Here is a 25723-nt window from a genome sequence, read left to right as displayed (position 1 = left end):
GCGTCAGACGAGCGAGTCCTGCCAGGCCGCGTTGAGGGCGGCGTAGTGCCCGTCGCCCGCGGCCAGCTCGTCGGGCGTCCCGTCCTCGATCACGCGCCCGTGCTCCATGACGAGCACACGGTCGGCGATCGCGACGGTCGACAGCCGGTGGGCGATGATGATCGCCGTCCGGTCGGCCAGCAGCGTCTGCAGGCCGTGCTGCACCAGACGCTCGCCGGGGATGTCCAGCGAGGACGTGGCCTCGTCCAGGACCAGCACCGCCGGGTCCGCGAGGAACGCGCGCGCGAAGGAGAGCAGCTGTCGCTGCCCCGCGGACACGCGCCCGCCGCGCTTGTTCACGTCGGTGTCGTACCCGTCGGGCATGTCCATGATGAACTCGTGCGCCCCGACCGCACGGGCGGCGGCCTCGATGTCCGCCTGGGGCGCGCCGGGCCGCCCGAGGGCGATGTTCTCCCGCACGGACCCGCTGAACAGGTACGCCTCCTGCGTCACCATGACGACGGCGCGCCGCAGGTCGGTGGTCGACAGGTCGCGCACGTCGACGCCGTCCAGCAGCACGCGGCCCTCGCTGGCGTCGTAGAACCGCGTGACGAGCTTCGCCAGGGTGGACTTGCCGGCGCCGGTCGTGCCGACGAGCGCGACCGTCTGCCCCGCCGGGATGGCGAGGTCGAGGTCCGGCAGCACCACGGGCCCGTCGCCGTAGCGGAACGTGACGTCCTGCAGCCGCAGCCCGCCGCGCGCGTGCGGCAACGACACGGGCCGCCGCGGCTCCACGACGGTGGGCTCCTCGGCCAGCAGACCGGACACCTTCTCCAGCGCCGCCGTGGCGGACTGGAACGAGTTGTAGAACATGCCGAGCTGCTGGATCGGCTGGAAGAACCGCTTCACGTACAGCAGGGAGGCCACCAGGACGCCGACGTCGAGCGAGCCCTGCACCACCCGCCACCCGCCGACCGCGAGCGCCGCCGCGACCGCGACGTTGCCGATGAGGACGAGGCCGGGCTGGTAGCGGCCGTTGACGCTGAAGATCCGCAGGTTGGCGTCGCGGTACTCCTCGCCGATCCGGTCGTACTCCGCCTCGGTGGTGGACTCCCGGCGGAACGCCTGCACGGCCCGCATGCCCGTCATCGTCTCGACGAACTTCACGATGAGCCGCGCGGAGGCGGTGCGCTGCTCGCGGTAGAAGACCTGGGAGTGCTTCTGGAACCAGCGGGTCAGCAGCCAGGCGGGGACGAGGGCGACGGCGAGCACGAGTCCGGAGCGCCAGTCGAGCAGGAACAGGCCCAGCCCCGTGAAGATCATGAGCATGAGCGAGGACACGACGCCGGTGAGACCGCCGTCGAGCAGCTCGCGCAGGGCCTCGAGGTCGGACGTCTGGCGGCTGATGATCCGGCCCGACGTGTACGACTCGTGGAACTCCAGGCTCAGCAGCTGGGTGTGCCGGAAGACGCGCCGGCGCAGGTCCAGCAGCACCCCCTGGGCGATCCTGGCCGCCTGCCGCACGTAGGCGCCGGCGCAGAGCCCGCCGACGACGGCGGCGACCAGATAGGCCGAGCCCACGATGACGAGCGTGCTGACGTCCCCGCCCATGAGGTCGGGCACCGCCGAGTCGATGGAGAGGGACACGAGCCACGGGCCCGCGACCTGGCCGAGGGTCGAGAGCACGACCAGGACGCCGGCGAGGCCGAGGGCCCCGAGGCGCGGCCGGAGCATCTCGCCCAGCAGGCGCATCGAGCGGGACCGGACGGCGCGCGACGTCTCCTTGTCGAGACGGGTGGCGTCGTCCGCGCTCGCGTCGGTGGGGCGACGTCGCCCCTGGTCCCCGGCGGGGGCGGGGGCGGGGGTGCTGGGGCGGCTCACCGCTGGACCTCCTCGGTCTGGGCCTGCTCGGCATGGTCCTGCTCGGTGTGGTCCTGCTCGGCCCGGGCGCGGTCGGGCTCTTCCCGGCCCGAGTGCTCGGCGCTCTCCTCCCAGTCCTGCTCGAGGCTGGAGATGACGTGCCGGTAGTGGGCGTCCGTGGCGAGCAGCTCGCTGTGCGTGCCCACGGCCGTGATCCGCCCGTCCTGCAGCACGGCGACCCGGTCCGCGAGCGCCACGGTCGACGGGCGGTGCGCGATGACGAGGCTGGTGGTGCCGTCGAGCACGGACCGCAGGCGGGTGGTGACGGCCTCCTCGGTCGCGACGTCGAGCGCGGACAGGGGGTCGTCGAGGACGAGCACCGCCGGCCGGGCGGCGATGGCGCGGGCGAGGGCGAGGCGCTGGCGCTGCCCGCCGGACAGGGACAGCCCCTCCTCCCCGATCCGCGTCTCGACGCCCTGGGGCAGGTCGGCGACGAAGCCGGCCTGGGCCACCTCGATCGCCTCGTGCAGCCGGCGCTCCCGCTCGGCCTCGGGGACGGCGTCGGGGCCGGCCTCCGGGACGCCGAGCAGCACGTTGTCGCGCACGGACGCGGAGAACAGCGTGGGGTCCTCGAAGGCGACCGCCACGGCGCGCCGCACGTCGTGGCGCCGCATGCGGCGCACGTCCACGCCGTCGAGCAGCACCTCGCCGCCCGTGACGTCGAAGATGCGCGGGACGACCATGGCGAGGGTGGACTTGCCGGACCCGGTGAGGCCCACGAGCGCCGTGGTGGTGCCGACCGGCAGCTCGAGGTCGACGTGCTCGAGCACGGGGCGCGCGGAGTCCTCGTACCGGAAGGTCACGTCGCGCAGCTCGAGCTGCCCGCGGGAGGCTCCCACCTCGACCGGGTCCGCCGGGTCGGCGAGCGGGTTCGGGGTCTCCATGACCTCGAAGAAGCGGTCGACGGCGGTGCGGGCGTTGAGCGTCATCGAGAGCGTCATGCCGAGGTCGACCACGGGGCCGTTGATCACGGCGGCCGTGAGGAAGAACGCGACGAGGCTGCCGACGGTGATCTGCCCCTGGGCGGCCAGGACCGTGCCGAGCACGAGGCACACCGCGAGGGTGACCTCGGGGATGAGCTGCAGCGCGGTGGTGACGGTGGCCTGGTTGCCGGCCTTGCGGATCTCCGTCTGGCGCAGCTCCTCGGCCTGGTCGGTGAACGAGTCGAGGGCGTCGCGGCCGCGGCCGAAGGCCTTGAGCACGCGGATGCCGTGCACGGACTCCTCGACGGTGGTGGCGAGGTCGCCCGACTGGTCCTGCGAGAGGCGCGCGATGACGCGGTAGCGCCGCGAGAAGCGGAACGCGATGACCGTCACGGGGATCGCGCCCGCGAGGTAGACGAGGCCGAGCCAGCCGGCGGTGGCCAGGAGGATCCCGACGCCGACGACGATCGTCACGGCGCTGACCACGAGCTGCAGGAGGCCGAAGATCAGCCACCGGCGGAGCAGGCCGAGGTCGCCCATGATGCGGCTGAGCAGCTGGCCGCCGGGCCACCGGTCGTGGAAGGCGACCGGGAGGTCCTGCAGGTGGCGGAACAGCGACATGCGCATCTCCGCCTCGATCCGCGTGCCGGGGTACATCACGAGGTTGCGCCGCAGCAGGACGAAGCCGGCCTCGGCGACGCCGAGCACGAGGACCAGGACGACCGGCACGACGAGCGCGCCCAGGTCGTGGGCGGCCGCCCCCTCGGCGAGCGGGCCCTCGACCAGGGTCTGCAGCACGCGCGGGATCGCGAGGGCGGCGAGGCTGGCGCCCAGCGCGGAGAACAGGCCGCCGATGAGGCGGGGCACGGCCGGGCGCACGTACGGGTACAGCCGCCGCACCGACGCGATCGTGGAGAGCTCGGAGCCCGCGGGGGCGGCCGTGGCCTGCGGGCCGGCGGGACCGGGCGGCCCCGACGACCGGCCGGGCGGGGTGCCGGGCGCGGCGGGTCGGCGCGCGGCGGAGGAGGCGGAGCTCCTCCTCGGACTGTCGGAGGGATCGGCGCCTGCGGCGCCTCTGCTGCTGCTGCGCGGTGCGCGCGTTGTGTCGGGCATCACCACCATTCTGACACCCGCCACCGACACGCTTGCCCCGGTCACCCCTCCTTGGCAAGCGTTTGCCCGGCACGCGGTGAAGGCGCGGCGAAGGCATGGCGCCGGGCTGACCCGGCGGGTGACCCGAGGCGCCCCGGCGCGGCGGACCTCACCCCGCCGCGGCCCCGGCGAGCGCGACCGCACGGGGCTCGGCGGCCTGGTCGAAGAACGCGAGCTCGTGCTCGCACGCCCGCTGGAAGGCCGCCGCCATCCGCGCCCGCGTGGCGGGCCCGGCGTCCCCGGCGGCGCGGCGCAGGACGGCGACCGCCCGGCGGGTCGAGGCGGCGAACTCCTCGTCGGCGTAGGTGCCCAGCCAGGCGGAGTACGGGTGGCCGGGGCGGTTCAGCGCGGCCAGCCGCTCCCCCACGTCCTGGTAGATCCAGTAGCAGGGCAGGACGGCGGCGACGAGCGTCGCGTAGTCGTCGCCCGCGCCGCGCAGGTGCTCGAGGTACGCCGCCGTCGTCCGGCTGGCCGGCACGTCGGTCGGCTCGCCGCCGAGCCAGCTCGTGTGCAGGTCGAGCTCCGTGACCAGCGCGCCGTGCGCCCCGCCGGCCCAGAAGGTCTGCTCGGCGCGCGTGGGGGCGAGCTGGCTCGCGCGGGCCAGGCAGCGGGAGTACTCGCGCAGGTAGATCGCGTCCTGCTCGAGGTAGGTGCGGAACCGGTCGGCGGCGAGCGACCCGTCGCCGAGCGCGCGCACGAACGGCAGCCCGTCGATCGCGGCGCGCACCGGGGCGGCGGCGTCCCACCACCGGTCGACGGCGGCCCGGCCGGCCGCGGCGGCGGCACCGTCCTGCGCACCCGGCCGCTCCCGCTCCACCGCGCCCGACGGGGTGCTCTCCGCGAGATGGTCGACGGGCCCGTGCCCGCCGCCGACGCGCAGCGCCTCCCCCGCCCGGATCGCGGCCGCGAGCCACGCCTTCGTGGCGCGCAGCGCCTCGGCCCAGTCGCCGGTGCGGGCGTACCGGGCCGCCAGCCCGCTCGACAGGGAGCAGCCGGTGCCGTGCGTCGCCGTCGTACGCACCCGCTCGCCGGCCAGCTCCAGCAGCACGCCGTCGGCACCGACGAGGGCGTCCGGGGCGCCGGCGCCGTCGTCGCCGGTCAGGTGACCGCCCTTGGCCACCACGAGCACGTCGTGGCGCGCGGCGAGCCGGCGCGCCTGGTCGAGCGCCGCGGCCCAGGAGGCGGCCGGCGGCTCCTCGACGAGCACCGCGAGCTCCGGCAGGTTGGGCGTGACCACGTCGACCCTCGCGAGCAGGTCCCGCACGGCGCGCTCGGCCGTCGGGTCGAGCAGGCGGTCGCCGCTGGTGGCCACCATCACCGGGTCGAGCACGACGGCCGGGCGGGGCGACGTCGCCCCGCCCGGCAGCCCGTCCAGCCACGCCCCGACGGCCCGCGCGACGGGCGCGGCCGCGAGCATCCCGATCTTCACCGCGTCGATCGCGACGTCGTCCGCGAGCGCGTCGAGCTGGGCCGTGAGGAACTCCGCGGGCGGCACGTGCACCCCCCGCACGCCGCGGGTGTTCTGCGCCGTCAGGGCGGTCAGCGCCGCCATCCCGTACCCGCCCGCGGCCGCGACCGCCTTGAGGTCCGCCTGGACCCCGGCGCCGCCCGAGGGGTCGGAGCCCGCGATCGCGAGGACGCGGGGCCGGCTGGGCGGGGCCGCGCGGTCGGTGGTGCCGTGCTCGGTGGTGCCCTGGCCCGTGGTGCCACGGTCGGTGGTGCCCTGGTGGGCGGAGCTGTCGTAACGTGCGCGCACGCTCATGCCGACATCCCTTCGCTAGTACGAGCTAGATCAGGTTCGACGGGTGTGATCTCAGCGTCCAGGCGCCGGCCGGGGCCGACGGCGGGAGGCACCCCGTGTCGTTCGGCGCCACCGTAGCCCACCGCCCGCGAGGGGCGTCCGCGCGTCCCACCAGGCGCGTCGCCCGCCGGGATAGGGTGCGGGGGTGTCCGTGGTCGTCCGTCGTGTGCGCGAGCTCCTCGTCGCCGGCACGACGCTCAGCATCGCGGCCGCCGCCCACCTCCTGGCCGGCGGCTCGCTGCCCGGTGCACCCCTCGCGTGGCTGGTCGTGCTGGCGCTCTCGGCGCCCGTCGCCGTCTGGACGGCGCGACGCCGGCTGACGCTCCGTCGCCTGCTGCCCGCCATGGTCGCGCTGCAGCTCGTGCAGCACTCCGCCCTGTCGGTGCTCGGCGCCGCCCCCGCCGGTGACGCCGGGACGACGGCCACCGCCCTCGCCGGGCACGCCGGCCACGACCTCGGGCCCGGCTCCCTGCCTCCCGCGGCCGGCGTCGCCACGCACCTGGAGCACGCCGCGGACGGCGGCACCACCACGTGGATGCTCGCCGCGCACGCCGTCGCGGTCGTCCTGACGGCGCTGCTGCTGGCCGCCGGCGACCGGGCCGCGGCGAACGTCGCCTCGCACCTGGCGCACGTCGCCCTGCTGGTGCAGGGCCCCCCGGCGCTGCCCGTGGTGCGGCGCGGCCCGGTCGTCGCCGGGCCCGCCTGGCGCCCGCTGCCCTGGGACGCCCGCCGCCGCCCCGCGCCGCGCGGACCGCCGTCGTGGCGCGGCGCCCTCGTGCGCGCCGCCTGAGCCTGCCCCGGTCCGAGGTCGGACGGGGCGGGCCCCGCCGTCCCACGACCCCCTCGAACCACCGGAGCAGACAGCCATGTCCTCGACCACCCTTGCCCGCACCAGCCCCCGCCGCGCCGCCGTCGCCGTGCGCACCCGCCGGCTCGCCGGCGCGGCCGCCCTCGCCGTCCCGGCCCTCGTGCTCGGCGCCGCCGCCGCGTCCGCGCACGTGACGGTGACGCCGGACTCGGCCGAGTCCGGCGCCTACGCCACCCTGACCTTCAAGGTCCCCAACGAGTCCCCCGAGGCCTCGACGACCGCCGTGAAGGTCGCCCTGCCGACCGACACGCCGTTCACCAGCGTGTCCGTCGAGCCCGTCCCCGGGTGGAGCGCGAAGGTGACCCGGGCCGCGCTGCCCGAGCCCGTCGACGTCCAGGGCACCACCCTCACCGAGGCGCCCGCGAGCGTCGAGTGGACCGCCGACGACCCGGACGCCGGCATCGCGCCCGGAGAGTTCCTCCGCTTCTCGGTCTCGGCCGGCGCCGTGCCCGACGGCGTCGACACGATCACGCTTCCGACCACGCAGACGTACTCCGACGGCGAGGTCGTCGAGTGGGACCAGCCCGCGACGGGCGACGACGAGCCCGAGCACCCCGCCCCCGTGCTGCAGGTCGTCCCCGCGACCGGGGGCGACGCGCACGGCGCCGCGTCCGACACGGCGGCGCAGGCGTCGGACGGGGCGGGCGCCGACGGCGGCTCCGACGACACCCTGCCCCTCGCGCTCGGCGCGGCCGGCCTCGGGCTGGGCCTCGTGGGCGCGGTGACGGGCGTCGCCGCCCTCGCCCGCACGCGCGCCCGGACGGGGCAGCAGTGACCCGCCGCCGGCGCGGCACGGCCCGCCGCGCGCTCCTGGCCGGCGCGGGCGCCGTCGGGCTCGCCCTCGCGGGCGCGGTCGGGCTGGCCGGGCCGGCGAGCGCGCACAACGTCGTCGTCGGGACGACGCCGGCCACGGGCTCGACCGTGACCGAGGCGCCCGAGTCCGTCGAGGTGACCTTCGACGAGGCGGTCCTCAACCTCGCCGCGGACGGGTCGAGCACCGTGATCTCCGTGACCGACGCGGACGGCGCCGAGCACGCGACCGGGTGCCCCACCACCCAGGACCGCACGGCGTCCGTGCCGGTGACGCTCGGCCCGGCGGGCGAGTACACCGTGGACTGGCGCATCGTGTCCGCCGACGGGCACCCGACCAGCGGGCAGTTCTCGTTCACCTACGACCCGCCCGCCGGGACCACCGCGGCCACCCCGGACGCCGCCGCCACGCCGTGCGGCTCCCCCGCCGCCGGCGCCGACGAGGCCCGGCCCGCGAGCGGCACCGGCACCACGGGCACCGGCGGCTCCTCCGAGCTGGTCGTCGTGCTGGGCATCGCGGGGGGCGTCGTCGTGCTCGCGGGCGCGGCCGTCCTCGTGGCGCTCCGCGTCGCGCGGCGCCGCGACTGAGGCACGACACCCGCCCACGACCGGTCAGGGCCAGGACCACGCGTGCGTGGCCCTGGCCCTGACCGGTCTCGGGGAGGCGCCGCGGCCGGGCGTCCCCGCACCTGCCGCGCGCCGCCTACGATGCCGACCATGGATGCGGGGCAGATCGTCGGGATCGTGACGGGCCTGGTCGTGGTGGTCGTGCTGGTCACGGCGGTGGCCGTCTGGGCGGCGCGGCGCAGGAACGCCGCCCGGGCGCGGGCGGCCGAGCTCGAGGCGGAGCTGCAGCGGCTCGGCGTCGAGGCCGGCTCCGCGCTGGTGCGCACGGACGAGCGGGCCCGCCTCGCGGAGGACGAGCTCGCCTTCGCGGTGGCCGAGCTCGGCGAGCGGGAGACCCGCGAGCTCGCGCCCACGCTGCGGCGCGCGCGCGAGCGCCTGGCCGAGGCGTTCCACCTCAACCAGCGGCTGCACGACGAGGTGCCGGACACGGACGCCGAGCGGCGCGAGTGGTCGGCGCGGATCGTCGACCTGTGCCGGTCCGCCGGCGGCTCCCTGGACGACATCGACCGCGGCCTCGCCGGGTTGCGGCAGACCGTCCGCGCGACCCCGGACGTCGTCGCCCGGGTGGACGGCGAGCTCGCCCGGGTGCGCGAGGCCGTGCCGGCCGCGCGTGCGGACCTCGAGCGGCTGCGCGGCCAGTACGCCGAGCGCGCCCTGCTGCCCGTCGCGGACAACCCCGACCAGGCGGAGCGCCTCCTCGAGTTCGCCGGGCGCAGCACCGCCGCCGCCCGCAAGCGTCTGACGACGCAGCAGGTGGCGGAGGCCGGCGCCGCCGCCCGCGCGGCGGAGGAGGCCGTGCGCCGCGCCGAGGGGCTGCTGCGCGCCGTCGACGACTACGAGGCGGAGGCCCTGCGCGCCGAGGCCGCGCTCGGCGCGATCGTCGCCGAGTCGCGCGCCGAGCTCGCCCAGGCCCGCGCCCTGCCGGCCAACGTGCGCGCGGGCCGGATCGACGGCGCCGTCGACGCCCTCGAGGCCGCGCTGGCGTCGCTGCCCGCGCCGGGCGAGCCGGGCGACCCCCTCGACGCCCTCACGCGCGTGCGGGAGGCCAACACCGCGCTCGACGACGCCGTGGCCGAGCGGGCGGAGCGCGACGAGCGCACCCGGAAGGCCGCGGCGCGCCTCGGGCCCGCGCTCGACGACGCCGAGCGGCAGCTCACGGCCGCGCGCTCCGTCGTGGACGACTACCGCGCCCCCGTCGGGCCGGACGCGCGGACGCGGCTCGCGGAGGCGGAGCGCGAGGTGGCGCAGGCGCGGACGGCGGCGGACCCGGAGCGGGCGTTCGCCGCGGCCCGCCGCGGCGCGGCCCTCGCGGCGGAGGCCGCCACGCTGGCGCACCGCGACATCGCCCGCGCCGGCAGCGGCCAGCGGTGGGACGGCGGCTACAACGGCGGCGACCGGGGGTACGGCGGCTGGGAGGGCGGCCGCCGCCCGGCGGGCCGCAGCGGCTCGGACGTCTTCGGCGCCGTGCTGGGCGGGATGGTGCTGGGCGGGATCCTCGACGACATCGGGGACATCGGCGACATGTTCGACTGACGGACGGAGGGCCGGATGACCACCACGGTGCGGCGGCGCGTGCGGGTGCACGGCCGTGTCCAGGGCGTCGGGTTCCGCTGGGCGACGCGCCGGGCCGCGGCCGACGCGGGCGTGGTCGGCCTCGTGCGCAACCTGCCCGACGGCACCGTCGAGGCCGAGGTCGAGGGCGCCCCCGACGCCGTGGCGGCGATGCTCGCCTTCCTGCGCGAGGGCCCGACCGCGGCCGTCGTCACCCGCGTCGAGGTCGAGGACGTGCCGCCGCGCGGCGACGGCGCGTTCGTCGTCAGCGGCTGACCGGTCCCGACCACCCCGCCGGGAGGCGCGCGGCCACGACCTCGATGACCCCCGCCCGGGTCCGCTCGTGCTCCTCCACGACGAGCCCCTGCTCCTGGACCCACCGCGCGGGGCGGCGGCCGAAGTGCTCGCCGGCCAGCGGCACGCTCACCAGGTCGGCGGCCGCCTGCAGCGCGCGCAGCGGCCAGACGCTCGAGGCGACGTGGTCCGCGAGCAGCAGCAGGCCACCGGGCCGCAGCACGCGCGTCATCTCCGCGAGGGCCGCCCGGTCGGAGCCGATGGCGCACAGCGAGAACGTGCACACGACGGTGTCGAACGCGGCGTCGGGCAGGTCGAGGGCCTGCGCGTCGCCGAGCCGCAGGTCGACGTCGTCCAGGCCCAGCCCCGCCGCACGGCGGCGGGCCAGCTCCAGCATCGCGGGGCTCCACTCGACCCCCGTGTACGCGCCCGCGGTCACGGCCCGGGGGTAGTGCGCCAGGTTGAGCCCCGTGCCCGCCGCCACCTCGAGGGTGCGGCCCTGGGCCCGCGCGCACAGCCGCCCGCGCACGTCGGGGAACATCCGCCGCTCCGCGGCCGCGAAGGCCCGGTCGTAGCCCGCCGCCTCGCGGTCCCAGCGGCGCCGCAGCCGTGCGGCGCGCCGTCCCGTCGCGGTCTCGTCGTCGCTGGTCACCGGTCCAGGCTCCCATGCGCCGACCACGCGCGACAGGCCCCCGCGGGCCGGGCCGGCGCCCCGCCCCGGCGAGCCCGGCCGCCCGCCGTCCGCAGGTCACCGCCGCGCCGCGACAGGCCCCGCGACCACGTACGATCGCGCACGTGACGAGTCCCACCCACGCCCGACCTCCCCGCCGCCGCTCCGCCGGCAGCGCCGTGGTCGGCGGCGTCGGCGAGCTGCTCATCACGCTCGGCGTGGTCCTCGGGCTCTTCGTCGTCTGGCAGCTGTGGTGGACGTCCGTGGAGGCGAACGCGCAGGCGCAGGAGGTGGTGCAGGAGTTCCGCGCCACCCTGCCGCCGGCCAACCCGGCGGTGGCCGAGCTGCGCACCGACGACCCGCCCGTGCCGGACCCCGTCGGGTACGGCGAGACGATCGGGACCCTCATCGTGCCGCGCTGGTACGGCCTGACCAACAACGCGATGCCGATCGCCGAGGGCACGGGCATGGACGTGCTGGACAAGGCGATGGCGGGCCACTACGAGGCGTCGCAGCAGGTGGGCGACATCGGCAACTTCGCCCTCGCCGGGCACCGGCGCACGCACGGCAACTCGTTCCGCCACGTCGACGAGCTGAAGAAGGGCGACCAGGTCATCGTCGAGACGGCGAAGACCTGGTACGTGTACGAGGTCACCGACCACGAGATCGTCACCCCCGACCAGGTGGACGTCGTGGCACCGGTGCCCCACCACCCGGACCAGAAGCCGACCGAGCGCCTGCTGACGCTCACCACCTGCCACTCGCTCACGCTCGGCGAGTACGGCAACGACCACCGCTGGATCACCTACGCGACCTTCGTCGGCTGGATGGACCGCGCCGACGGCACCCCCGACCAGGTCCGCTGAGGCAGGAGACGACATGTACGCGTGGATCTTCCGTCACCTGCCGGGCAACGTGTTCTGGCGGGTGCTGCAGTCGCTGGTGCTCGTGGCCGCCGCGGTGGCCGTCCTGTTCCTGTGGGTCTTCCCGGCGATCGCGCCGTACATGACGCTGCTCGAGGGCGACCCGGCCGTCGGCTGACGCGAGCCCACCCGCCCGGCCGCTCAGGCGCTCTGGCGCACCACGAGCTCCGGGTCGAGGAGGACCTCCTCGCGCGGCGCGGCGGCGTGGTCGATCTCGCGCAGCAGGATCTCCGCGGCGGCGGTGCCGATCGCGCGGGCCGGCTGGCGCACGGTGGTGAGCGGCACGGCGCCGGTCGTGGCGAACGGGATGTCGTCGTACCCGACGACGGCCACGTCCTCGGGCACCCGCACGCCGCCGTCGAGCAGCGCGCGCACGAGCCCCAGCGCGTGCGTGTCGTTGCCGGCGAGCACGCCGTCGGGCCGCGCGCCCGGGGCCGCGGCGGCGATGCGGCGACCCACCGCGGCACCCTCCTCGAGCCCGAGGTCGTCCGCGTGGTCGACGCGCAGCGTGGCACCGGGCGTCGCCCCGACCACGTCCCGGACCCCCTGCAGCCGGCGGCGCGTCTGCTGGACGCGGGCGGTGCCGGTCGCGACGAGCAGCCGGCGCCGGCCACCGTCGACCAGGTGCTGGGCCGCGAGCCGCCCGCCCTCGCGGTGCCGCAGCGACACGGTCGACAGCCGCCGCGCCGGGTCCTGCTGGTCCACGACCACCACCGGGTGGCCGCGCTCCTTGCGCGCGACCAGCGCCGCCATCTGCGCGTCGGACGGCGCCACGACCGTCCCGTCGAACCGCAGCTGCTCGAACAGCGCCACGAGCCGCTCCTGCTGGTCCGGGGACTCGTGCGTGCTGCCCGTGACGAGCGTCAGGCCGGCCCGCGCCACCACCCGCTCCACCGCGGTGACGACGTCGGCGAAGAACGGGTTGGACGCGTTGATCACGGACACCCCGACGATGCCGGAGCGCTGCCAGCGCAGCTGGCGGGCCGACAGGCTCGGCACGAAGCCGAGCTGCTCGACCGCGGCGCGGATGCGGGCCGTCGTCGCGGGCGCCACCTTCTCGGGCCGGTTGAGGTAGTTGGAGACGGTCGCCGCGGACACGCCCACGTGCCGGGCGACGTCGTGGATGGTCACCATGCGCGCCCCCGCGCCAGGATGGGCCCATGACGTCGGGACAGCCGATCCGCTTCGGGATCAAGCTCACGCAGGACGCGCCGGTGGCCACCTTCCGGCAGGTCTGGCGCACCGCCGACGAGGCGGGCTTCGACCACGTGTGGGTGATGGACCACCTGGCCTCGCTCGGCGCGGACGACGACCGCCCCATCTTCGACGCGTGGGCCATGCAGGCGGCGATGGCCGTGGCCACCTCGCACGTGCGGATCGGCTGCATTGTGTCCGGCAACTCCTACCGGCACCCGGTGATGCTGGCCAAGCTCGCCACCACGGTCGACCACCTCTCCGGCGGGCGCCTGGAGCTGGGCGTCGGCGCCGGCTGGAACGAGCACGAGCACACCATGTACGGGCTGGATCTCGGCACCGTGCGCGAGCGGATGGACCGGCTCGAGGAGTCGCTGCAGATCCTCACGTCGCTCTGGACGCGGCCGCGCACCACGTTCAACGGCGCGCACTACCGGCTCGCGGACGCGGTCGCGGAGCCCAAGCCCGTGCAGCGCCCGCACCCGCCCATCTGGGTGGGCGGCTCCGGGCCGCGGCGCACGCTGCGGCTCGTGGCGCGGTACGCCGACGCGTGGAACGACACGTCCAGCACGCCGGAGCAGGTGGCGGCGCTCGGCGAGGTGCTCGAGCGGCACTGCGCCGACGTCGGTCGCGACCCCGCGCAGATCCGCCGCACCGTGCAGCTGCGGCTGCGCGAGCACGGCCTCGCGGACCTCCCCGGCCTGGTCGGGCGGTACGCCGCGGCGGGGGTCTCGGAGTTCGTGGTGGTGCTGTCCTCCGGCGAGAGCGCGCTGCGCGAGCTCGACGACGTCGCCGCCGCGCTCCCCGCCCTGCGTGCGGCCGCCTGAGCCCTCCGCGCCTCCGCCGGCGCCCGGCCCGCGCGACACCGCCCCGAGCCTCACGCCGCCCCCGCCTGCGCGGCGTGCAGGGCGGCGTACCGGGCGCCGCGGCGCATCAGCTCGTCGTGGCTGCCGACCTCCACGACCCGGCCGCGCTCCAGCACGACGATGCGGTCGGCCGCGCGCACCGTGGACAGCCGGTGCGCGACCACGAGGGTGGTGCGGTCCCGCATCAGGCGGTCGAGGGCGTCGCGCACCGTGGCCTCGGCCTCCGGGTCGAGCGCGCTGGTCGCCTCGTCGAGGAACAGGATGCGGGGGTCGCGCACCAGGGCCCGCGCGATCGCGAGGCGCTGCCGCTGGCCGCCGGAGAGCCGCGCGCCCCGCTGCCCGACGACGGTGCCCCAGCCGTCGGGGAGCGCGTCGACGAACTCGAGCGCGTTGGCGTCGCGCAGGGCGGCGCGGACCCGCTCGTCGGTCGCGGCCTCCTCGTCCAGCCCGTAGGCGACGTTCTCGCGGATCGTGCCCTCGAAGAGCACCGACTCCTGCGGCACCACCGAGACCGAGCGCCGCACCGTGCGCAGGTCGAGGCCCGCCATGTCCGCGCCGTCGAGCAGCAGCCGCCCCGAGGTGGGGCGCACGAAGCCGAGGACGAGGTTGAGCAGCGTCGACTTGCCCGACCCCGACGGCCCGACGAACGCCACGGTCTCGCCCTCGCGGACCTCGAGGTCGACGTCGTGCAGGGCGTCGTCGGACGCGTCGGCGTAGCGGTGCGAGACGTGCTCGAGTCGCAGGCGCCCGCGCACCGCGTCCACGTGCCGGCGCCCCTCGTTCTGCTCCAGGTCGGGCTCCGCGAGGACCTCCGCGATCGAGCGCACCGACTCCACGCCCCGCGCGGTGACCGGCACGAGGTTGAGTACCTGCGTCAGCCCCTGCGTGAGGAGGCCGAAGTACGTGGACAGCAGCACCACCTCGCCGGGCGTCACGGCGATGAAGCCCGTGAGCGCCACGACCGCCGCGAGCACCAGGCAGCCGACGCCGAGCAGCTGCATCGCGACCCACGACACGGACGCCACCCGCCCGTTGAGCAGGTCGAGGCGCAGCGCCGCGCGGCGCACCTCGTCGGCGCCGTCGGCCACGCGGGACACGGCGGTGCGCTCCAGGCCGTGCGCGCGCGTCACCGGGATGAGGGACGCCATCTCGCCCACCTGGGCGGAGAAGCCCTCGATCTCGCGGCGGAACTCCTCGTTGCGGACCTGCGACCGCCGCGACATCGTGCGGCGGATGACCAGCGCCGTCGGGATGGCGAGGGCGTACACGGGCAGGAACTCGGGCACCTTGATCGCGGTCATCGTGACCGCGCCGATCATCACCATCGTCGCCGAGAGCAGCGGGTGGGTGACCTGCTGCAGCATGAGCTCGACGTTCTCGACGTCCCGGACCACCTTGCTCTGCACGACCGCGGAGCTGGCCCGGGAGTAGTAGCCGATCGACAGCGCCTGCAGCCGCTCCACGAGGGCGTTGCGCAGCGCGGCGCCCGTGCCGCGCACGACGGTCATGAAGTTGCGGGTGTAGACGATGTGGTTCGGGTAGTTCTGCGCGAGGAGCACCACCGCGAGCGCGAACCACAGCAGCACGGACCGTACGGACCCGTCGCCCGCGACGATGTCGATGATGGCGCCGGTGATCACCGGCAGGAACCACAGCGGCGTCTCCTTGACCGCGAAGGCCGCCAGGGCGACGGCCATCCGGCGCGGCTGCGTGCCGAGCAGGCGCAGCAGCGACCGTATTGGCCGCTGGCCGTCGAGGAGGGGTTGGTCGGACGAGCTGGCAAGGGCTTTCCGGCGCACGAATCGATTCTAGACAGAGGGACGGTGGACGGCCGTCCCGGGCGTGGGTCGCGGGTGCTTGAATCGCGGGATGGACGCACCCGGCATCACCGCAGCACCGCAGGCTCCCGCGTGGGTCCCCGACGCCGTCGAGGCGGCGGGCGCGCGGCTGGTCCCGCTCGGGGCCGAGACGGAAGGCCCGCTCTGGTTCGGCGGGTACGACGCCGCGGGCCTCCAGGACTCGGGGCTCGACGGGGCCCTGGCTTCCGCGCCGGGGGTCCGCTGGGGCCAGCTGCCGTCGTCGGGCGTCGACGGCTTCGCCTCGGCCGGGCTGCTCCGCGAGACGGTCACCTGGACGTCCGCCAAGGGGGCGTTCGCGCGCCCCGTGGCCGAGCACGCGCTCGCCCTCACCCTCGCGTCGCTGCGACACCTGCCCGAGCGGGCGCGCGCCCGCTCGTGGGGCCGGCCCGCCGGCGCCACCCTCTTCGGAGCCCGCGTGCTCGTCCTCGGGGCCGGGGGCATCGCGCGGACCTACCTCGACCTGCTCGCCCCGTTCGGGACCCACGACGTCGTGGTCCGCCGCCGCCCCGAGCCGGTCCCGGGCGCCGCGCGCACGGTGACCTCCGACCACCTGCTCGCCGAGCTCGCCGAGGCGGACGTCGTCATGGTCGCCGCGGCGCTCACCGCCGAGACCCGCGCGATCCTCGGCGCCGCCGAGCTGGCCGCGATGAAGCCCGGCGCCGTCCTCGTCAACATCGCGCGCGGCGGGCTGGTCGACACCGACGCCCTCCTGGACGCGCTGGCGTCCGGCCACCTGGGCGCCGCCGCCCTCGACGTGACCGACCCGGAACCGCTGCCCGACGGCCACCCGCTGTGGGACGCCCCGCGGGTGCTGATCACCCCCCACACGGCCGACACGGCCGAGATGATCGCGCCGCTCCTGCGCGGGCGCGTCGAGGAGAACCTGCGACGCTTCGTCTCCGGCCGGGAGCTGGTGGGCGTCGTCGACACCGCGGCGGGGTACTGACACCGACGACCCGCCGGCGGTGCGGTGCTCGCCACAGTCGCCCCCGGACGGTCCGATCGGCCCCGGGACGCGACTAACCTGATGCCGTGGCTACCTTCTCGAGCGTGACGCGCCAGCACATCCTCCGGGCGATCGAGGAGTACGACGACCGCGGCCGCGACGCCTTCGTCGGCGTCTACGGGTTCACGCCCACGCCGAGCCACACCTTCGTGCACGACGAGCGCACCTACGACTCCAAGGCCGTGCTCGGCGTCGCGCACAAGTACGCGACCGGCGTCCCCGCCCGCGCCGAGGACCTCGTCGACGCCAAGTGCGACGACGCGACCATCCTCCGCAAGCACGGCTTCGTGGCCTCCGCCCCCGCGTCGGCGGCCGCTGCCGCGGCTCCCGCCCGCAAGGCCGCCGCGCCGCGCCGCAAGGCCCCGGCCGCCCCGCGCAAGCCCGTGGTGCCGGAGCCGGAGCTCGCGATCTGCCCCACCTGCTTCACCGCGCTGCCCGCCACCGGCATCTGCGACGAGTGCGGCTGAGCACCACCCTCGCCTGCTGACCCGCTCCCCCAGGGGCGCGTGCGCGGTGCCGCCGTGCTGGACTCGTGCTGGACTGGTCGCGTGACCAAGTACGCCCGCATGTACCGCCTCGGCATGACGCCCTGGGAGGGCTACGCCGAGGCAGCGGCGCCGACCGTCGCCGCCGTGCTCGACCGCGAGGAGTCGTCCCGGACCCCTCCCCTGGGCCGCGCGCTCGACCTCGGCTGCGGGCGCGGGCAGTACACCCCCGAGCTCGCGCGGCGCGGCTGGGAGGCCGTCGGCATCGACCTCGTGCCGCGGGCCGTCGAGGAGGCCCGGCGCCGGGACCCGGGCGGCACCTACGTCGTCGGCGACGTCACCGACCTGCCGTCGGCCGGGCTCGGCACGTTCGACCTCTTCCTCGACGTCGGGTGCTTCCAGGGCCTCGACCCCGCGCGGCGAGCTGCCGAGGCGCGCGGCGTGACCTCCCTGGCGCGCCCCGGTGCGACGGTGCTCATGCTCCAGTTCGGCCCGTCGCGGTGGCAGCGCCTGACCGAGGGCGTCTCCGAGGCGGAGATCACCGGCGCGTTCGACGCCTGGGACCTGCTCGACGTCCGTGACGCCGACACCGCGGGGCTCGGGTTCCCGATGAACCGGACGAGGCCGCGCTGGTACCGCCTCGGCCTGCGGCCCGCCGCGTAGGGCTCAGCCGGCCTCCTGCCGCACCCGCGCCGCCTGCCGGGTGAGGTGGGCCCGCTCGGCGGTGCTGGTCGCAGCGTCGGCGGCGGCCGCGTACAGGCGGGCAGCGTCGTCGTGGTTCCCCGCCTGCTCGTGCAGGTACGCGGCGGCGGCGTCGCGGCGCGGCAGGTCGTCCGGCAGGCCCTCCACGAGCCGGAGGCCGGCGAGCGGCCCGTCGACGTGCCCGACGGCGACGGCGCGGTTGAGCGCCACCACCGGGTTGCGGGGCTCGAGACGGACCAGCTCGTCGTACCACTCGAGGATCTGCGTCCAGTCCGTCTCGTCGGCGGTCGCGGCGTCGTCGTGCTGGGCCGCGACCGCCGCCTGCACCTGGTAGGGCCCGAGCCGGTCGCGCGCGAGCGCGCCCTGCAGGAGGGCCACGCCCTCGGCGATCGTCGCGGTGTCCCACCGGGAACGGTCCTGCCGGTCGAGAGGCACCAGCTCCCCCGCGGCCGAGGTGCGGGCGGCGCGGCGCGCGTGGTGCAGCAGCAGGAGCGCGAGCAGCCCCGCGGCCTCCGCGTCGTCGGGCACGGCGGCCACCAGCTGGCGGGTCAGGCGGATCGCCTCGGCGGCGAGGTCGACGCCCTCGGCCGGGCTGCCCGTGAAGCCCTCGTTGAAGATCAGGTAGAGCACGCGCAGCACGGCTCGCACGTCGCCGGGCTCGGAGAACCGCTCGCCCGTCACCGTCTTCTTCGCGCGCGAGATGCGCTGCGCCATCGTGGCCTCCGGCACGAGGAACGCCCGGGCGATCTGCGCCGTCGTCAGCCCGCCCACGGCCCGCAGCGTGAGGGCGACCGACGACGCGGGCGTGAGCACCGGGTGGCAGCACCGGCTGAGCAGCAGCAGCGTGTCGTCGGCCTGCTCGGTGGGTCCGGCGGGCGGCTCGAGGGTCACACGGATCTCCCGCTGGGCGCGGGCGGACGCCGACCGGCGCGCGTCGACGAACTTGCGCCAGGCGACGGTGACGAGCCAGCCCTTGGGGTCCGACGGCGCGCCGTCCGGGGCGTCCCAGCGGCGCACCGCCTCCAGCAGCGCCTCCTGGACGGCGTCCTCGGCGGTCGCGAAGTCGGCGCCCCGCCGGACGAGCACGCCGAGGACCTGGGGTCCCAGGTCTCTCAGCGCCTCGTCCCGGTCGGTCGGCGTCATCCGGTGACCTCGGCGTTGTCGGTGAGGAACGGCCGCACCTCGATCCACTCGTGCAGCGGACGACCCCCGGGGCCAGGGGCCGAGGACAGGTACGCCGCGGCCTCGTACGCCCGGTCCTGGGACTCGACGTCGATCGCCATCCACCCGGCGATGAGGTCCTTGGTCTCCGCGAACGGCCCGTCCGTGACCGGCGGCCGCCCCTCGCCGTCGTACCGCACGAAGTCCCCGCGCGGGGAGAGCGCCTGGGCGTCCACGAACTCGCCGCGCTCCTTGAGGTCCTCGATCATCCGGCCCATGAACTCCATGTGGGCGGTGACCTCGTCGGGCGTCCACCGGTCCATCGGCACGTCCGTGCCGGGCACCGGCTCCGGGATCCCGCGGTAGTGCTTGAGCAGCAGGTACTTGGCCATGGTTCCATCCTGTCGTCGTGGGCGGTGCCTGTCACCGCCGACACCCCAGGGACGGAGCCGGCACGACGTTCTCGACATCGGGCGGCGACCAGGCGGTCCGCCCGACGAGCGGCGGCGGGCGGTCGTAGCGTGACGGTCGTGACGACCGCGCCGAGGATCGAACCGTTCGCCCCTCCCGCCGACCCCGGGCAGCTCGCCGACCTGCGCGCCCGCCTGCGCGCGACGCGGTGGCCCGACGCCCCCGACGGCGCGGGCTGGTCGCTCGGGACGGACGCGGACTACCTGCGCGGGCTCGTGCGGTACTGGGCGGAGGAGTTCGACTGGGCGGCCGACCTCGCGGAGCAGGCGCGCCTGCCGCGCTTCACGGCGCGCGTCGGCGGCCGGGACGTGCGCTTCGTGCACGTGCGGGCGGCGGGGGGCTCCCGCGGGGCGCTGCCGCTGCTGCTGGCGCACGGCTGGCCCGACTCCTCCTGGCGCTACCGCAAGGTGGTGCCCCTGCTGACCGACCCGGGTGCGCACGGCGGCGACCCGGCGGACGCGTTCGACGTCGTCGTCCCCGACATGCCCGGCTTCGGGTGGTCGCCCGCGCCGCTCGACCGCCTCCTCAGCTCGGTCGACGTCGCCGCGCTGTGGGCCGAGCTCATGGGCGCCCTGGGATACGACCGGTTCGCCACGGCCGGCGGCGACATCGGCAGCCACGTGAGCCGCTACCTCGCCCTCGACTTCCCCGACCGCGTGGCCGCCGTGCACCGCACCGACGGCGGCGTCCCGGTGTGGTCCGGGGACCTGGCCGAGCTCACCCCCGAGGAGCGCGCATGGTTCGCCGAGGCCGCGGCGTGGGGCGCGACGGAGGGCGCGTACGGGGCGATGCACCGCACCCGCCCGCAGACGGCCGCGTTCGGGCTCGCGGACTCCCCCGTCGGCCTGGCCGCGTGGATCGTCGAGAAGCTGCGGGCGTGGAGCGACTGCGGCGGCGACGTCGAGCGGTCGTACACCCGGGACGAGATCCTTGCGCTGGTCACGGAGTACTGGGTCACCGGCACGATCGGCTCGTCGATGCGGATGTACCACGCCAACGGGTCGATCGACCCGGCGCAGCTCGCCCGCCGGGTCGAGGTGCCGTCGGGGTTCGCGCTGTTCCCCGGCGACCTGCTGCGACCGCCCCGCGCCTGGCTCGAGCGGACCACGAACCTCGTCCGCGTCAGCGAGCCGCCGCGGGGCGGGCACTTCGCCGCGTTCGAGGAGCCGGAGCTGTACGCGGCGGAGCTCCGCGAGTTCTTCCGGCCGTACCGGCAGGCGGTGTGAGCCCTATCGCAGGGACGACCTCGGGGTCGGCACCAGCCGCAACCGCTGCGGCGGCGGACCGCCGAGCGCCTCGAGGGGAGCCAGCACCTCCTCGCGCCAGCGCGCGGACTCCTCCACGGCCGAGAGCCGGTCCGCGCCCCCGTCCGCGTCCAGGCGCGCCAGCCACACGAGCACCTCCTCGCCCGTGCGCACCGGCAGGGCGGGGAACGTGTTGACGGCGTGCTCCGAGCACAGCAGGGCCAGCGGCTCGACGCCGGACTCGGCGAGGAGCCGCGGCACGGCCTGCTGCACGCGCCCCGCCACGGCGCCGTCGAACGGCGTGCTGCCGCAGAACACGGTCGCCACCACGGTCGAGCGCGTCCCGGAGGGCGCGCCCGGCGCGGGACGCGGGGCCGGCGCCGGGAACCCGCCGGCGGGCGAGACCGGGCGCAGCAGGAGGACGTCGTCGGAGTCGACCATGGTGGCGTTGGCGCGGTCGCGGTGCGCCCGCCAGACCGGCCCGCCGTAGAAGGCCGCCAGGGCCTCGGCCCGACGGTCCATGTCGTCGAAGCCCCGCAGCCAGACGAACCGGTCCGGGTCGTCGAGGTCCAGGAACTGGCCCAGGAGGGTCATGCCCGCCGCCTCCTGGGGCTCGACGAGCTCGCGCTCGAACAGCTCCACGAGCTCGTCGCGCCGCCCGGGGCGCAGCGTGTACTGCCGAAGCTCGACGACGGGGCAGCGGAGGTCGGTCACCGGGCAGGCTCCTCGCGTCTCGCAGGGGTGACCGGCGGCGCGGTCGGCTGCCCGGCAGTCTTCCCGGCGCCCCGTCCCGGGGTCAAGGGACCCCGCGCCCCGCCGTCGACCGCGCGGCTCAGCGCCCGAAGAGGCGCGCCAGGAAGCCGCCGCCGGAGCTGCCCCCGGAGGCCGGCTCGTCGTCGTGCCCGGGGCACCACTGCCCGGCGGGGACGGCGCGACGCACGTCGTCGACGTGCTGGCCGCAGCCCTTCCAGGTCGTCTTGCCGCACTGCTTGCAGGTCACGGGGTAGCACACGGGGGGTTCTCCTGATCGACGGTGTGGGTCGTGGGTCGGTTCTGGCTCAGGCGAGCGTGAGGAAGAGCTTCTCCAGCTCCTCGGTGGTGAGGCCGTCCTCGCCGGGGGTGTCCGGGTCGGCGAGGCACTCCTTCATCGCCGTGGAGATCACGGCGAAGCCGGCGCGGTCGAGCGCCGCCGAGACGGCCGCGAGCTGCGTGACGACGTCGCGGCAGGAGCGGCCCTCCTCGACGGCGTCGATGACGGCGTTGAGCTGACCGCGCGCACGGCGCAGGCGGTTGAGGATGCGGCGCTGGGCGTCGCTGTCGGTGGTGAGCATCGGGGTCCCTCTCGTCGGGCCGGTGGTGTCGGGCGGGGTCGGGTGGGTGTCACGCGGGGACGGGCTCGGGCGTGACGAGCAGGTCGCCCGCCCGGTCGCCGAGGACGGCGCGCAGCGTGATCGTCCCGCCCGACAGCGACGCGGAGTCGAACCCGTCCTGGGTCAGGACGCGGTGGGCGATCGCCGAGCGCACCCCGGAGGCGCACATGACGCGCACGGGGCGGCCCGCGGCGGCCTCCCGCACCTCGTCGAGGCGGTCGCGCAGCTCGGTGTGCGGCACGTGGAGCGCGCCCGGCAGCAGGCCGGAGGCGATCTCGCCCGCGCTGCGGACGTCGAGCACGAGCGCGGTGTCGAGGACGTCGTCGACGTCCTGGGCGTACCAGAGCCGCAGGGTGCCGTCGAGCACGTTGGCGCCGACCATCCCCGCGAGGTTCACCGCGTCCTTCGCCTGGCCGTAGGGCGGCGCGTAGGCGAGGTCGAGGTCGATCAGGTCGGGCACGGTCAGGCCGGCGCGCAGCGCCGTCGCGAGCACGTCGATCCGCTTGTCGACGCCGTCGTGACCGACGGCCTGGGCGCCGAGCAGCAGCCCGTCGTCGGCGCGCACGTGCAGCACGAGGTGCAGCTGGCGCGCGCCGGGGAAGTAGCCGGCGTGCTGGTTCGGGTGCAGGTGCAGGGTGCGGTGGGCGACCCCGGCGGCGTCGAGCGCGGCGCGGTTCGCGCCCGTGGTGGCCGCGGTCAGCTCGCCGACGCGCACGACGGCGGTGCCGAGCGGCGCGGGCAGCGGGCGCGCGCTCCCGGGGCGCACGATGTCGTCGGCCACGAGGCGGCCGGCGCGGTTGGCCGGGCCGGCCAGCGCGACCGGGCGGCGGGCACCCGTGACGGCGTCGGCCTGGACGACGGCGTCGCCGACCGCCCACACTCCCGGGGCGGACGTGCGGCCGTGGGCGTCGACCACGATCGCGCCGCGCTCGCACTCGATCCCCGCGGCCTCGAAGACCTCGGTGTCGGGGCGCACGCCCACCGACAGGACCACCAGGTCCGCGGGGACCGACGTCCCGTCGTCCAGGACGACGAGGTCGTGCGTGCCGTCCTCGGCCGCGCGGAGGGCGCGGGCGCCGACGCCCGCGCGGACGGTCACGCCGAGGCGGCGCAGCTCCGCGGTCACCGGCTGGGCCACCTCGTCCTCGAGCGGCGGCAGCACGTGCGCGCCGAGCTCCACGAGGGTGACGTCCAGGCCCGCGAGCGCCAGGGCCTCGGCCGCCTCCACGCCGATGAACCCGGCGCCGAGCACGACGGCACGGCCGGCCCCGGCCTCCACCTGGGCGCGCAGGGCGCGCGCGTCGTCCACGGTGCGCAGCGTCCGCACCCGCGGCGAGCCGAGGCCCTCGACCGGCGGGCGGACGGCCCGCGCGCCCGGGGAGAGCACGAGCGCGTCGTAGGACAGCTCGACGTCGCCCTCGGCGGTGCGCGCCACCACGACGCGGCGGCCGGTGTCCACGGCGGTGACGTCGTGCCCGGTGCGCACGTCCAGGTCGAGCGACGCGCGCAGGGACGCGGGCGTCTGCACCAGGAGCTCGTCGGCGTCGGGGATCTCGCCGCCCACGTGGTAGGGCAGGCCGCAGTTGGCGAACGAGACGTGCGCGCCGCGCTCCAGCACGACGATCTCGGCCTGTTCGTCGAGGCGTCGCGCGCGGGCGGCACAGCTCATGCCGCCCGCCACTCCCCCGACGACGACGATGCGCCGCGCGCGGGTGGGCGAGGTCGAGGGGGCGGGTGCGCTGCTGTCGATCATGGCTCGACGATACCCCGGGGGGTATTTGCTCTCCCAATCCGCTGGTCAGCGAGGCGCGGCCGCGCGCGCCGGCCTGCTCAGCCCTCCCCGTCGCGCTCCGCGTCCTGCGCCGACAGCGGCGTCGCCACGTCCTCGAGGGACTTCTGCTCGGCGCCGACCCCCAGGAACATCGCCACGACCCCGCCGGCGACCATGAGGGCCGCGCCGATGTAGTACCCGACGGCGATCCCGGAGATGTCCTGGGCCTCGCCCGCCGACTCGATCAACCGCCCGAACAGCAGCGGCCCGGTGATCCCGCCGACGGCGGTGCCGACCGCGTAGAAGAACGCGATGCACAGTGCCCTGGTCTCCATCGGGAAGACCTCGCTCGCGGTGAGGTAGGCCGAGCTCGCCCCCGCCGACGCCACGAAGAAGATCCCCATCCCGAAGAGGGTCAGGGTCCAGGCCGTCAGCCCGCCGAGCATGAGCCCGGCGACCGCCAGCAGCACCCCGGAGACGATGTACGTCGCGGAGATCATCCGCACCCGGCCGACCTTGTCGAACAGCGGGCCGAGCATGAGCGCCCCGAGGAAGTTGCTCACGGCGAACAGGGCGATGTAGGCGCCGGTCTGCCCGACGCCCAGGAACGTCTGGAGCGTGTCGCCGAAGGTGAAGAAGAACGCGTTGTACAGGAACGCCTGCCCGACGAACAGCGCGAGGCACAGCACCGTGCGCCGCGGGTAGTCGGCGAACACCGTCCGCGCGATGCGCCCGAGGCCAACGGTGTGCCGCTGGCGCACGGTCAGGGTGCCCTCGGGCTCCGGGAGGTCGACGCCGTCCTGCTCACGCACGCGCGCCTCGATGTCCGCGACGATCCGCTCGCTGTCCTTCTCCCGGCCGTGGATGAACAGCCACCGCGGGCTCTCGGGGACGTTGCGCCGCACGAACAGCACGCACAGGCCGAGCACCGCGCCCAGCGCGAAGCACAGCCGCCAGCCCAGCCACGCCGGGACCAGCTCGGGGTTCAGCAGCGGGATGGTGAGCAGCGCGCCACCCGCCGCTCCCACCCAGTACGAGCCGTTGATGGCGATGTCGATCCGGCCGCGGAACGTCGCGGGGATCAGCTCGTCGACGGCCGAGTTCACCGCCGCGTACTCGCCCCCGATGCCCAGGCCGGTGACGAACCGCATCGCGAAGTAGTACAGCGGGTTCATCGAGAACGCCGTCAGCACGGTGCCCACGAGGTACACGAGCAGCGTGAGGATGAAGAGCCGCTTGCGCCCGAACCGGTCGGTGAGCTGGCCGAAGACCAGCGCGCCCAGGCACGAGCCCGTGACGTACACCGCGCCCGCGAGACCGATGTCCGCGCTGGTCAGACCGAGGCCGGTGTCCCCCTTGAGCGCGTCGGACAGGTTGCCGACGATCGTCACCTCGAGCCCGTCGAGGATCCACACCGTCCCCAGCCCGATCACGATCATCCAGTGCCACCGCGCCCACGGCAGCCGGTCCAGGCGGGCCGGCACGTCCGTGGTGATCGTCCGCAGCGTCGTCGTGCCGCTCTCCGTCGAAGGCATCCTCCGTGGTACGCCCGCCCCGAGATGCACGCACGGCGGCGGCTTGTACGTTCGTTCACATGGTTGCTCACCCGAACGGTCCACAGGATCCCCGCGCCCGGCGCCGCCGTGCGCTCCGCACCGCGAGCGCCGCGGCCCTGGCCGCGCCCCTCGCGCTGACCGCCGCGGCCGCCGACGGGACGGAGGCACGCCCCGCCTCCGGGCTCGCTCCCCCGGCCGCCGTCGCCGCCGAAGGGACCTCCGACCCCGCCGGCGGCGTCGACGGCGACGCGATGCGCCACCGGCTCCAGTACGAGGCGTCGGAGGGCGGACGGACCTCCTCCCTCCGGGCCGACGACGCCACCCGGGTGCAGGAGGAGGACGCCGGCGACACCGTCGGCGACGGCGGCGCGACCGCGCAGCGCCTCCCCGGGAGAGCCGCCGCACGGTCCGTCGCCGGCTGGGAGGTGCGGGTCGACGGCGGGCTGAGCACCGAGGCGGTCGAGCCCGAGGAGGTCGCGCCGAGCCCGGAGGACGACGGATCGCTCGGCCTGGCCCGCGA

Annotated in this window: 26 protein-coding genes and 1 riboswitch; of the genes, 13 read left to right on the top strand and 13 right to left on the bottom strand. The window is 76.1% G+C overall.

The window, feature by feature from the left end:
* Positions 1-3 precede the first annotated feature (3 nt).
* From ACFU5J_RS19540 to ACFU5J_RS19530, 3 genes are all read right to left on the bottom strand, one after another.
* Positions 4-1860 carry an ABC transporter ATP-binding protein gene (locus tag ACFU5J_RS19540; protein ID WP_430579827.1) on the bottom strand — a complete coding sequence of 619 codons (1857 nt, stop codon included), beginning with the start codon at positions 1858-1860 and terminating at the stop codon, positions 4-6.
* Positions 1857-3722, bottom strand: coding sequence for an ABC transporter ATP-binding protein (locus tag ACFU5J_RS19535; protein WP_430579826.1), 1866 nt, complete (start codon positions 3720-3722; stop codon positions 1857-1859). The genes ACFU5J_RS19540 and ACFU5J_RS19535 overlap by 4 nt, the downstream gene beginning before the upstream one ends.
* Before the next feature lie 361 nt (positions 3723-4083).
* Entirely contained in the window at positions 4084-5736 is a 1653-nt protein-coding gene (locus tag ACFU5J_RS19530; protein WP_430579825.1) for a bifunctional hydroxymethylpyrimidine kinase/phosphomethylpyrimidine kinase, read from the bottom strand.
* A riboswitch (TPP riboswitch) is annotated at positions 5727-5842 on the bottom strand. It overlaps the preceding gene by 10 nt.
* Positions 5843-5920: 78 nt before the next feature.
* Between ACFU5J_RS19530 and ACFU5J_RS19525 the strand changes: the two genes are divergently transcribed.
* From ACFU5J_RS19525 to ACFU5J_RS19505, 5 genes are all read left to right on the top strand, one after another.
* Positions 5921-6565: a hypothetical protein gene (locus tag ACFU5J_RS19525; RefSeq protein WP_430575638.1), complete on the top strand. Its 645-nt coding sequence runs from the start codon at positions 5921-5923 to the stop codon at positions 6563-6565.
* Between the two features lie 76 nt (positions 6566-6641).
* Positions 6642-7418, top strand: a complete 777-nt coding sequence (locus ACFU5J_RS19520) for a YcnI family protein (RefSeq protein WP_430579824.1) — start codon at positions 6642-6644, stop codon at positions 7416-7418.
* Positions 7415-8041, top strand: coding sequence for a copper resistance protein CopC (locus ACFU5J_RS19515; RefSeq protein WP_430579823.1), 627 nt, complete (start codon positions 7415-7417; stop codon positions 8039-8041). Before ACFU5J_RS19520 ends, ACFU5J_RS19515 begins: the two co-directional genes overlap by 4 nt.
* Before the next feature lie 129 nt (positions 8042-8170).
* Entirely contained in the window at positions 8171-9613 is a 1443-nt protein-coding gene (locus ACFU5J_RS19510) for a hypothetical protein (RefSeq protein ID WP_430579822.1), read from the top strand.
* 15 nt (positions 9614-9628) lie between these two features.
* Entirely contained in the window at positions 9629-9907 is a 279-nt protein-coding gene (locus ACFU5J_RS19505) for an acylphosphatase (RefSeq protein ID WP_430575634.1), read from the top strand.
* On the opposite strand, the gene ACFU5J_RS19500 is transcribed toward ACFU5J_RS19505, so the two are convergent.
* Positions 9897-10577 (bottom strand): class I SAM-dependent methyltransferase, encoded by a 681-nt coding sequence (locus tag ACFU5J_RS19500; protein ID WP_430575633.1) that lies wholly within the window; start codon positions 10575-10577, stop codon positions 9897-9899. The genes ACFU5J_RS19505 and ACFU5J_RS19500 overlap by 11 nt on opposite strands.
* Positions 10578-10720: 143 nt before the next feature.
* Between ACFU5J_RS19500 and ACFU5J_RS19495 the strand changes: the two genes are divergently transcribed.
* Positions 10721-11461, top strand: a complete 741-nt coding sequence (locus tag ACFU5J_RS19495) for a class E sortase (protein ID WP_430579821.1) — start codon at positions 10721-10723, stop codon at positions 11459-11461.
* Between the two features lie 13 nt (positions 11462-11474).
* Complete coding sequence (locus ACFU5J_RS19490; RefSeq protein WP_430575631.1) at positions 11475-11636, top strand: hypothetical protein; 162 nt, start codon at positions 11475-11477, stop codon at positions 11634-11636.
* A gap of 23 nt (positions 11637-11659) precedes the next feature.
* Here the strand turns inward: ACFU5J_RS19490 and ACFU5J_RS19485 are convergent, their stop codons facing one another.
* Positions 11660-12652, bottom strand: coding sequence for a LacI family DNA-binding transcriptional regulator (locus tag ACFU5J_RS19485; RefSeq protein WP_430579820.1), 993 nt, complete (start codon positions 12650-12652; stop codon positions 11660-11662).
* Between the two features lie 26 nt (positions 12653-12678).
* Here ACFU5J_RS19485 and ACFU5J_RS19480 point away from each other — a divergent pair, with 26 nt between their 5' ends.
* Positions 12679-13539 (top strand): LLM class F420-dependent oxidoreductase, encoded by an 861-nt coding sequence (locus tag ACFU5J_RS19480; protein ID WP_430579819.1) that lies wholly within the window; start codon positions 12679-12681, stop codon positions 13537-13539.
* A gap of 50 nt (positions 13540-13589) precedes the next feature.
* Here ACFU5J_RS19480 and ACFU5J_RS19475 read toward each other — a convergent pair whose 3' ends face one another.
* A complete protein-coding gene (locus ACFU5J_RS19475) occupies positions 13590-15377 on the bottom strand; it encodes an ABC transporter ATP-binding protein (RefSeq protein ID WP_430579818.1) in 1788 nt (595 codons plus the stop codon).
* 70 nt (positions 15378-15447) lie between these two features.
* On the opposite strand from ACFU5J_RS19475, the gene ACFU5J_RS19470 reads away from it, so the two are divergent.
* The 3 genes from ACFU5J_RS19470 to ACFU5J_RS19460 all read left to right on the top strand — a co-directional run bounded on the left by ACFU5J_RS19470 (position 15448) and on the right by ACFU5J_RS19460 (position 17591).
* Positions 15448-16383: a D-isomer specific 2-hydroxyacid dehydrogenase family protein gene (locus ACFU5J_RS19470; protein ID WP_430579817.1), complete on the top strand. Its 936-nt coding sequence runs from the start codon at positions 15448-15450 to the stop codon at positions 16381-16383.
* Positions 16384-16469: 86 nt separating this feature from the next.
* A complete protein-coding gene (locus ACFU5J_RS19465) occupies positions 16470-16910 on the top strand; it encodes a hypothetical protein (RefSeq protein WP_430575626.1) in 441 nt (146 codons plus the stop codon).
* Between the two features lie 81 nt (positions 16911-16991).
* Complete coding sequence (locus tag ACFU5J_RS19460) at positions 16992-17591, top strand: class I SAM-dependent methyltransferase (RefSeq protein ID WP_430575625.1); 600 nt, start codon at positions 16992-16994, stop codon at positions 17589-17591.
* A gap of 3 nt (positions 17592-17594) precedes the next feature.
* On the opposite strand, the gene ACFU5J_RS19455 is transcribed toward ACFU5J_RS19460, so the two are convergent.
* A complete protein-coding gene (locus tag ACFU5J_RS19455) occupies positions 17595-18773 on the bottom strand; it encodes an RNA polymerase sigma factor (RefSeq protein ID WP_430579816.1) in 1179 nt (392 codons plus the stop codon).
* Positions 18770-19183, bottom strand: a complete 414-nt coding sequence (locus ACFU5J_RS19450; protein WP_430575623.1) for a YciI family protein — start codon at positions 19181-19183, stop codon at positions 18770-18772. Before ACFU5J_RS19450 ends, ACFU5J_RS19455 begins: the two co-directional genes overlap by 4 nt.
* Positions 19184-19321: 138 nt before the next feature.
* Here ACFU5J_RS19450 and ACFU5J_RS19445 point away from each other — a divergent pair, with 138 nt between their 5' ends.
* Positions 19322-20488 (top strand): epoxide hydrolase family protein, encoded by a 1167-nt coding sequence (locus ACFU5J_RS19445; protein ID WP_430579815.1) that lies wholly within the window; start codon positions 19322-19324, stop codon positions 20486-20488.
* Between the two features lie 3 nt (positions 20489-20491).
* Here the strand turns inward: ACFU5J_RS19445 and ACFU5J_RS19440 are convergent, their stop codons facing one another.
* From ACFU5J_RS19440 to ACFU5J_RS19420, 5 genes are all read right to left on the bottom strand, one after another.
* Positions 20492-21220 carry an NIPSNAP family protein gene (locus ACFU5J_RS19440; RefSeq protein ID WP_430579814.1) on the bottom strand — a complete coding sequence of 243 codons (729 nt, stop codon included), beginning with the start codon at positions 21218-21220 and terminating at the stop codon, positions 20492-20494.
* 118 nt (positions 21221-21338) lie between these two features.
* Positions 21339-21518: a hypothetical protein gene (locus ACFU5J_RS19435; protein ID WP_430575620.1), complete on the bottom strand. Its 180-nt coding sequence runs from the start codon at positions 21516-21518 to the stop codon at positions 21339-21341.
* 46 nt (positions 21519-21564) lie between these two features.
* A complete protein-coding gene (locus ACFU5J_RS19430) occupies positions 21565-21837 on the bottom strand; it encodes a metal-sensitive transcriptional regulator (protein ID WP_430575619.1) in 273 nt (90 codons plus the stop codon).
* A gap of 49 nt (positions 21838-21886) precedes the next feature.
* Positions 21887-23629 carry an FAD-dependent oxidoreductase gene (locus ACFU5J_RS19425; protein ID WP_430579813.1) on the bottom strand — a complete coding sequence of 581 codons (1743 nt, stop codon included), beginning with the start codon at positions 23627-23629 and terminating at the stop codon, positions 21887-21889.
* A 77-nt stretch (positions 23630-23706) separates the two neighbouring features.
* Positions 23707-25182 carry an MFS transporter gene (locus ACFU5J_RS19420; protein WP_430575617.1) on the bottom strand — a complete coding sequence of 492 codons (1476 nt, stop codon included), beginning with the start codon at positions 25180-25182 and terminating at the stop codon, positions 23707-23709.
* 59 nt (positions 25183-25241) lie between these two features.
* Between ACFU5J_RS19420 and ACFU5J_RS19415 the strand changes: the two genes are divergently transcribed.
* The coding region (locus ACFU5J_RS19415; protein WP_430579812.1) for a hypothetical protein at positions 25242-25723 on the top strand (482 nt) is incomplete at its 3' end.

Source organism: Isoptericola sp. NPDC057559, from assembly GCF_042801555.1.
Taxonomy (GTDB): domain Bacteria; phylum Actinomycetota; class Actinomycetes; order Actinomycetales; family Cellulomonadaceae; genus Isoptericola.
Note: the sequence above shows the minus strand (reverse complement) of the source record. Positions and strands in the feature narration are given on the sequence as shown.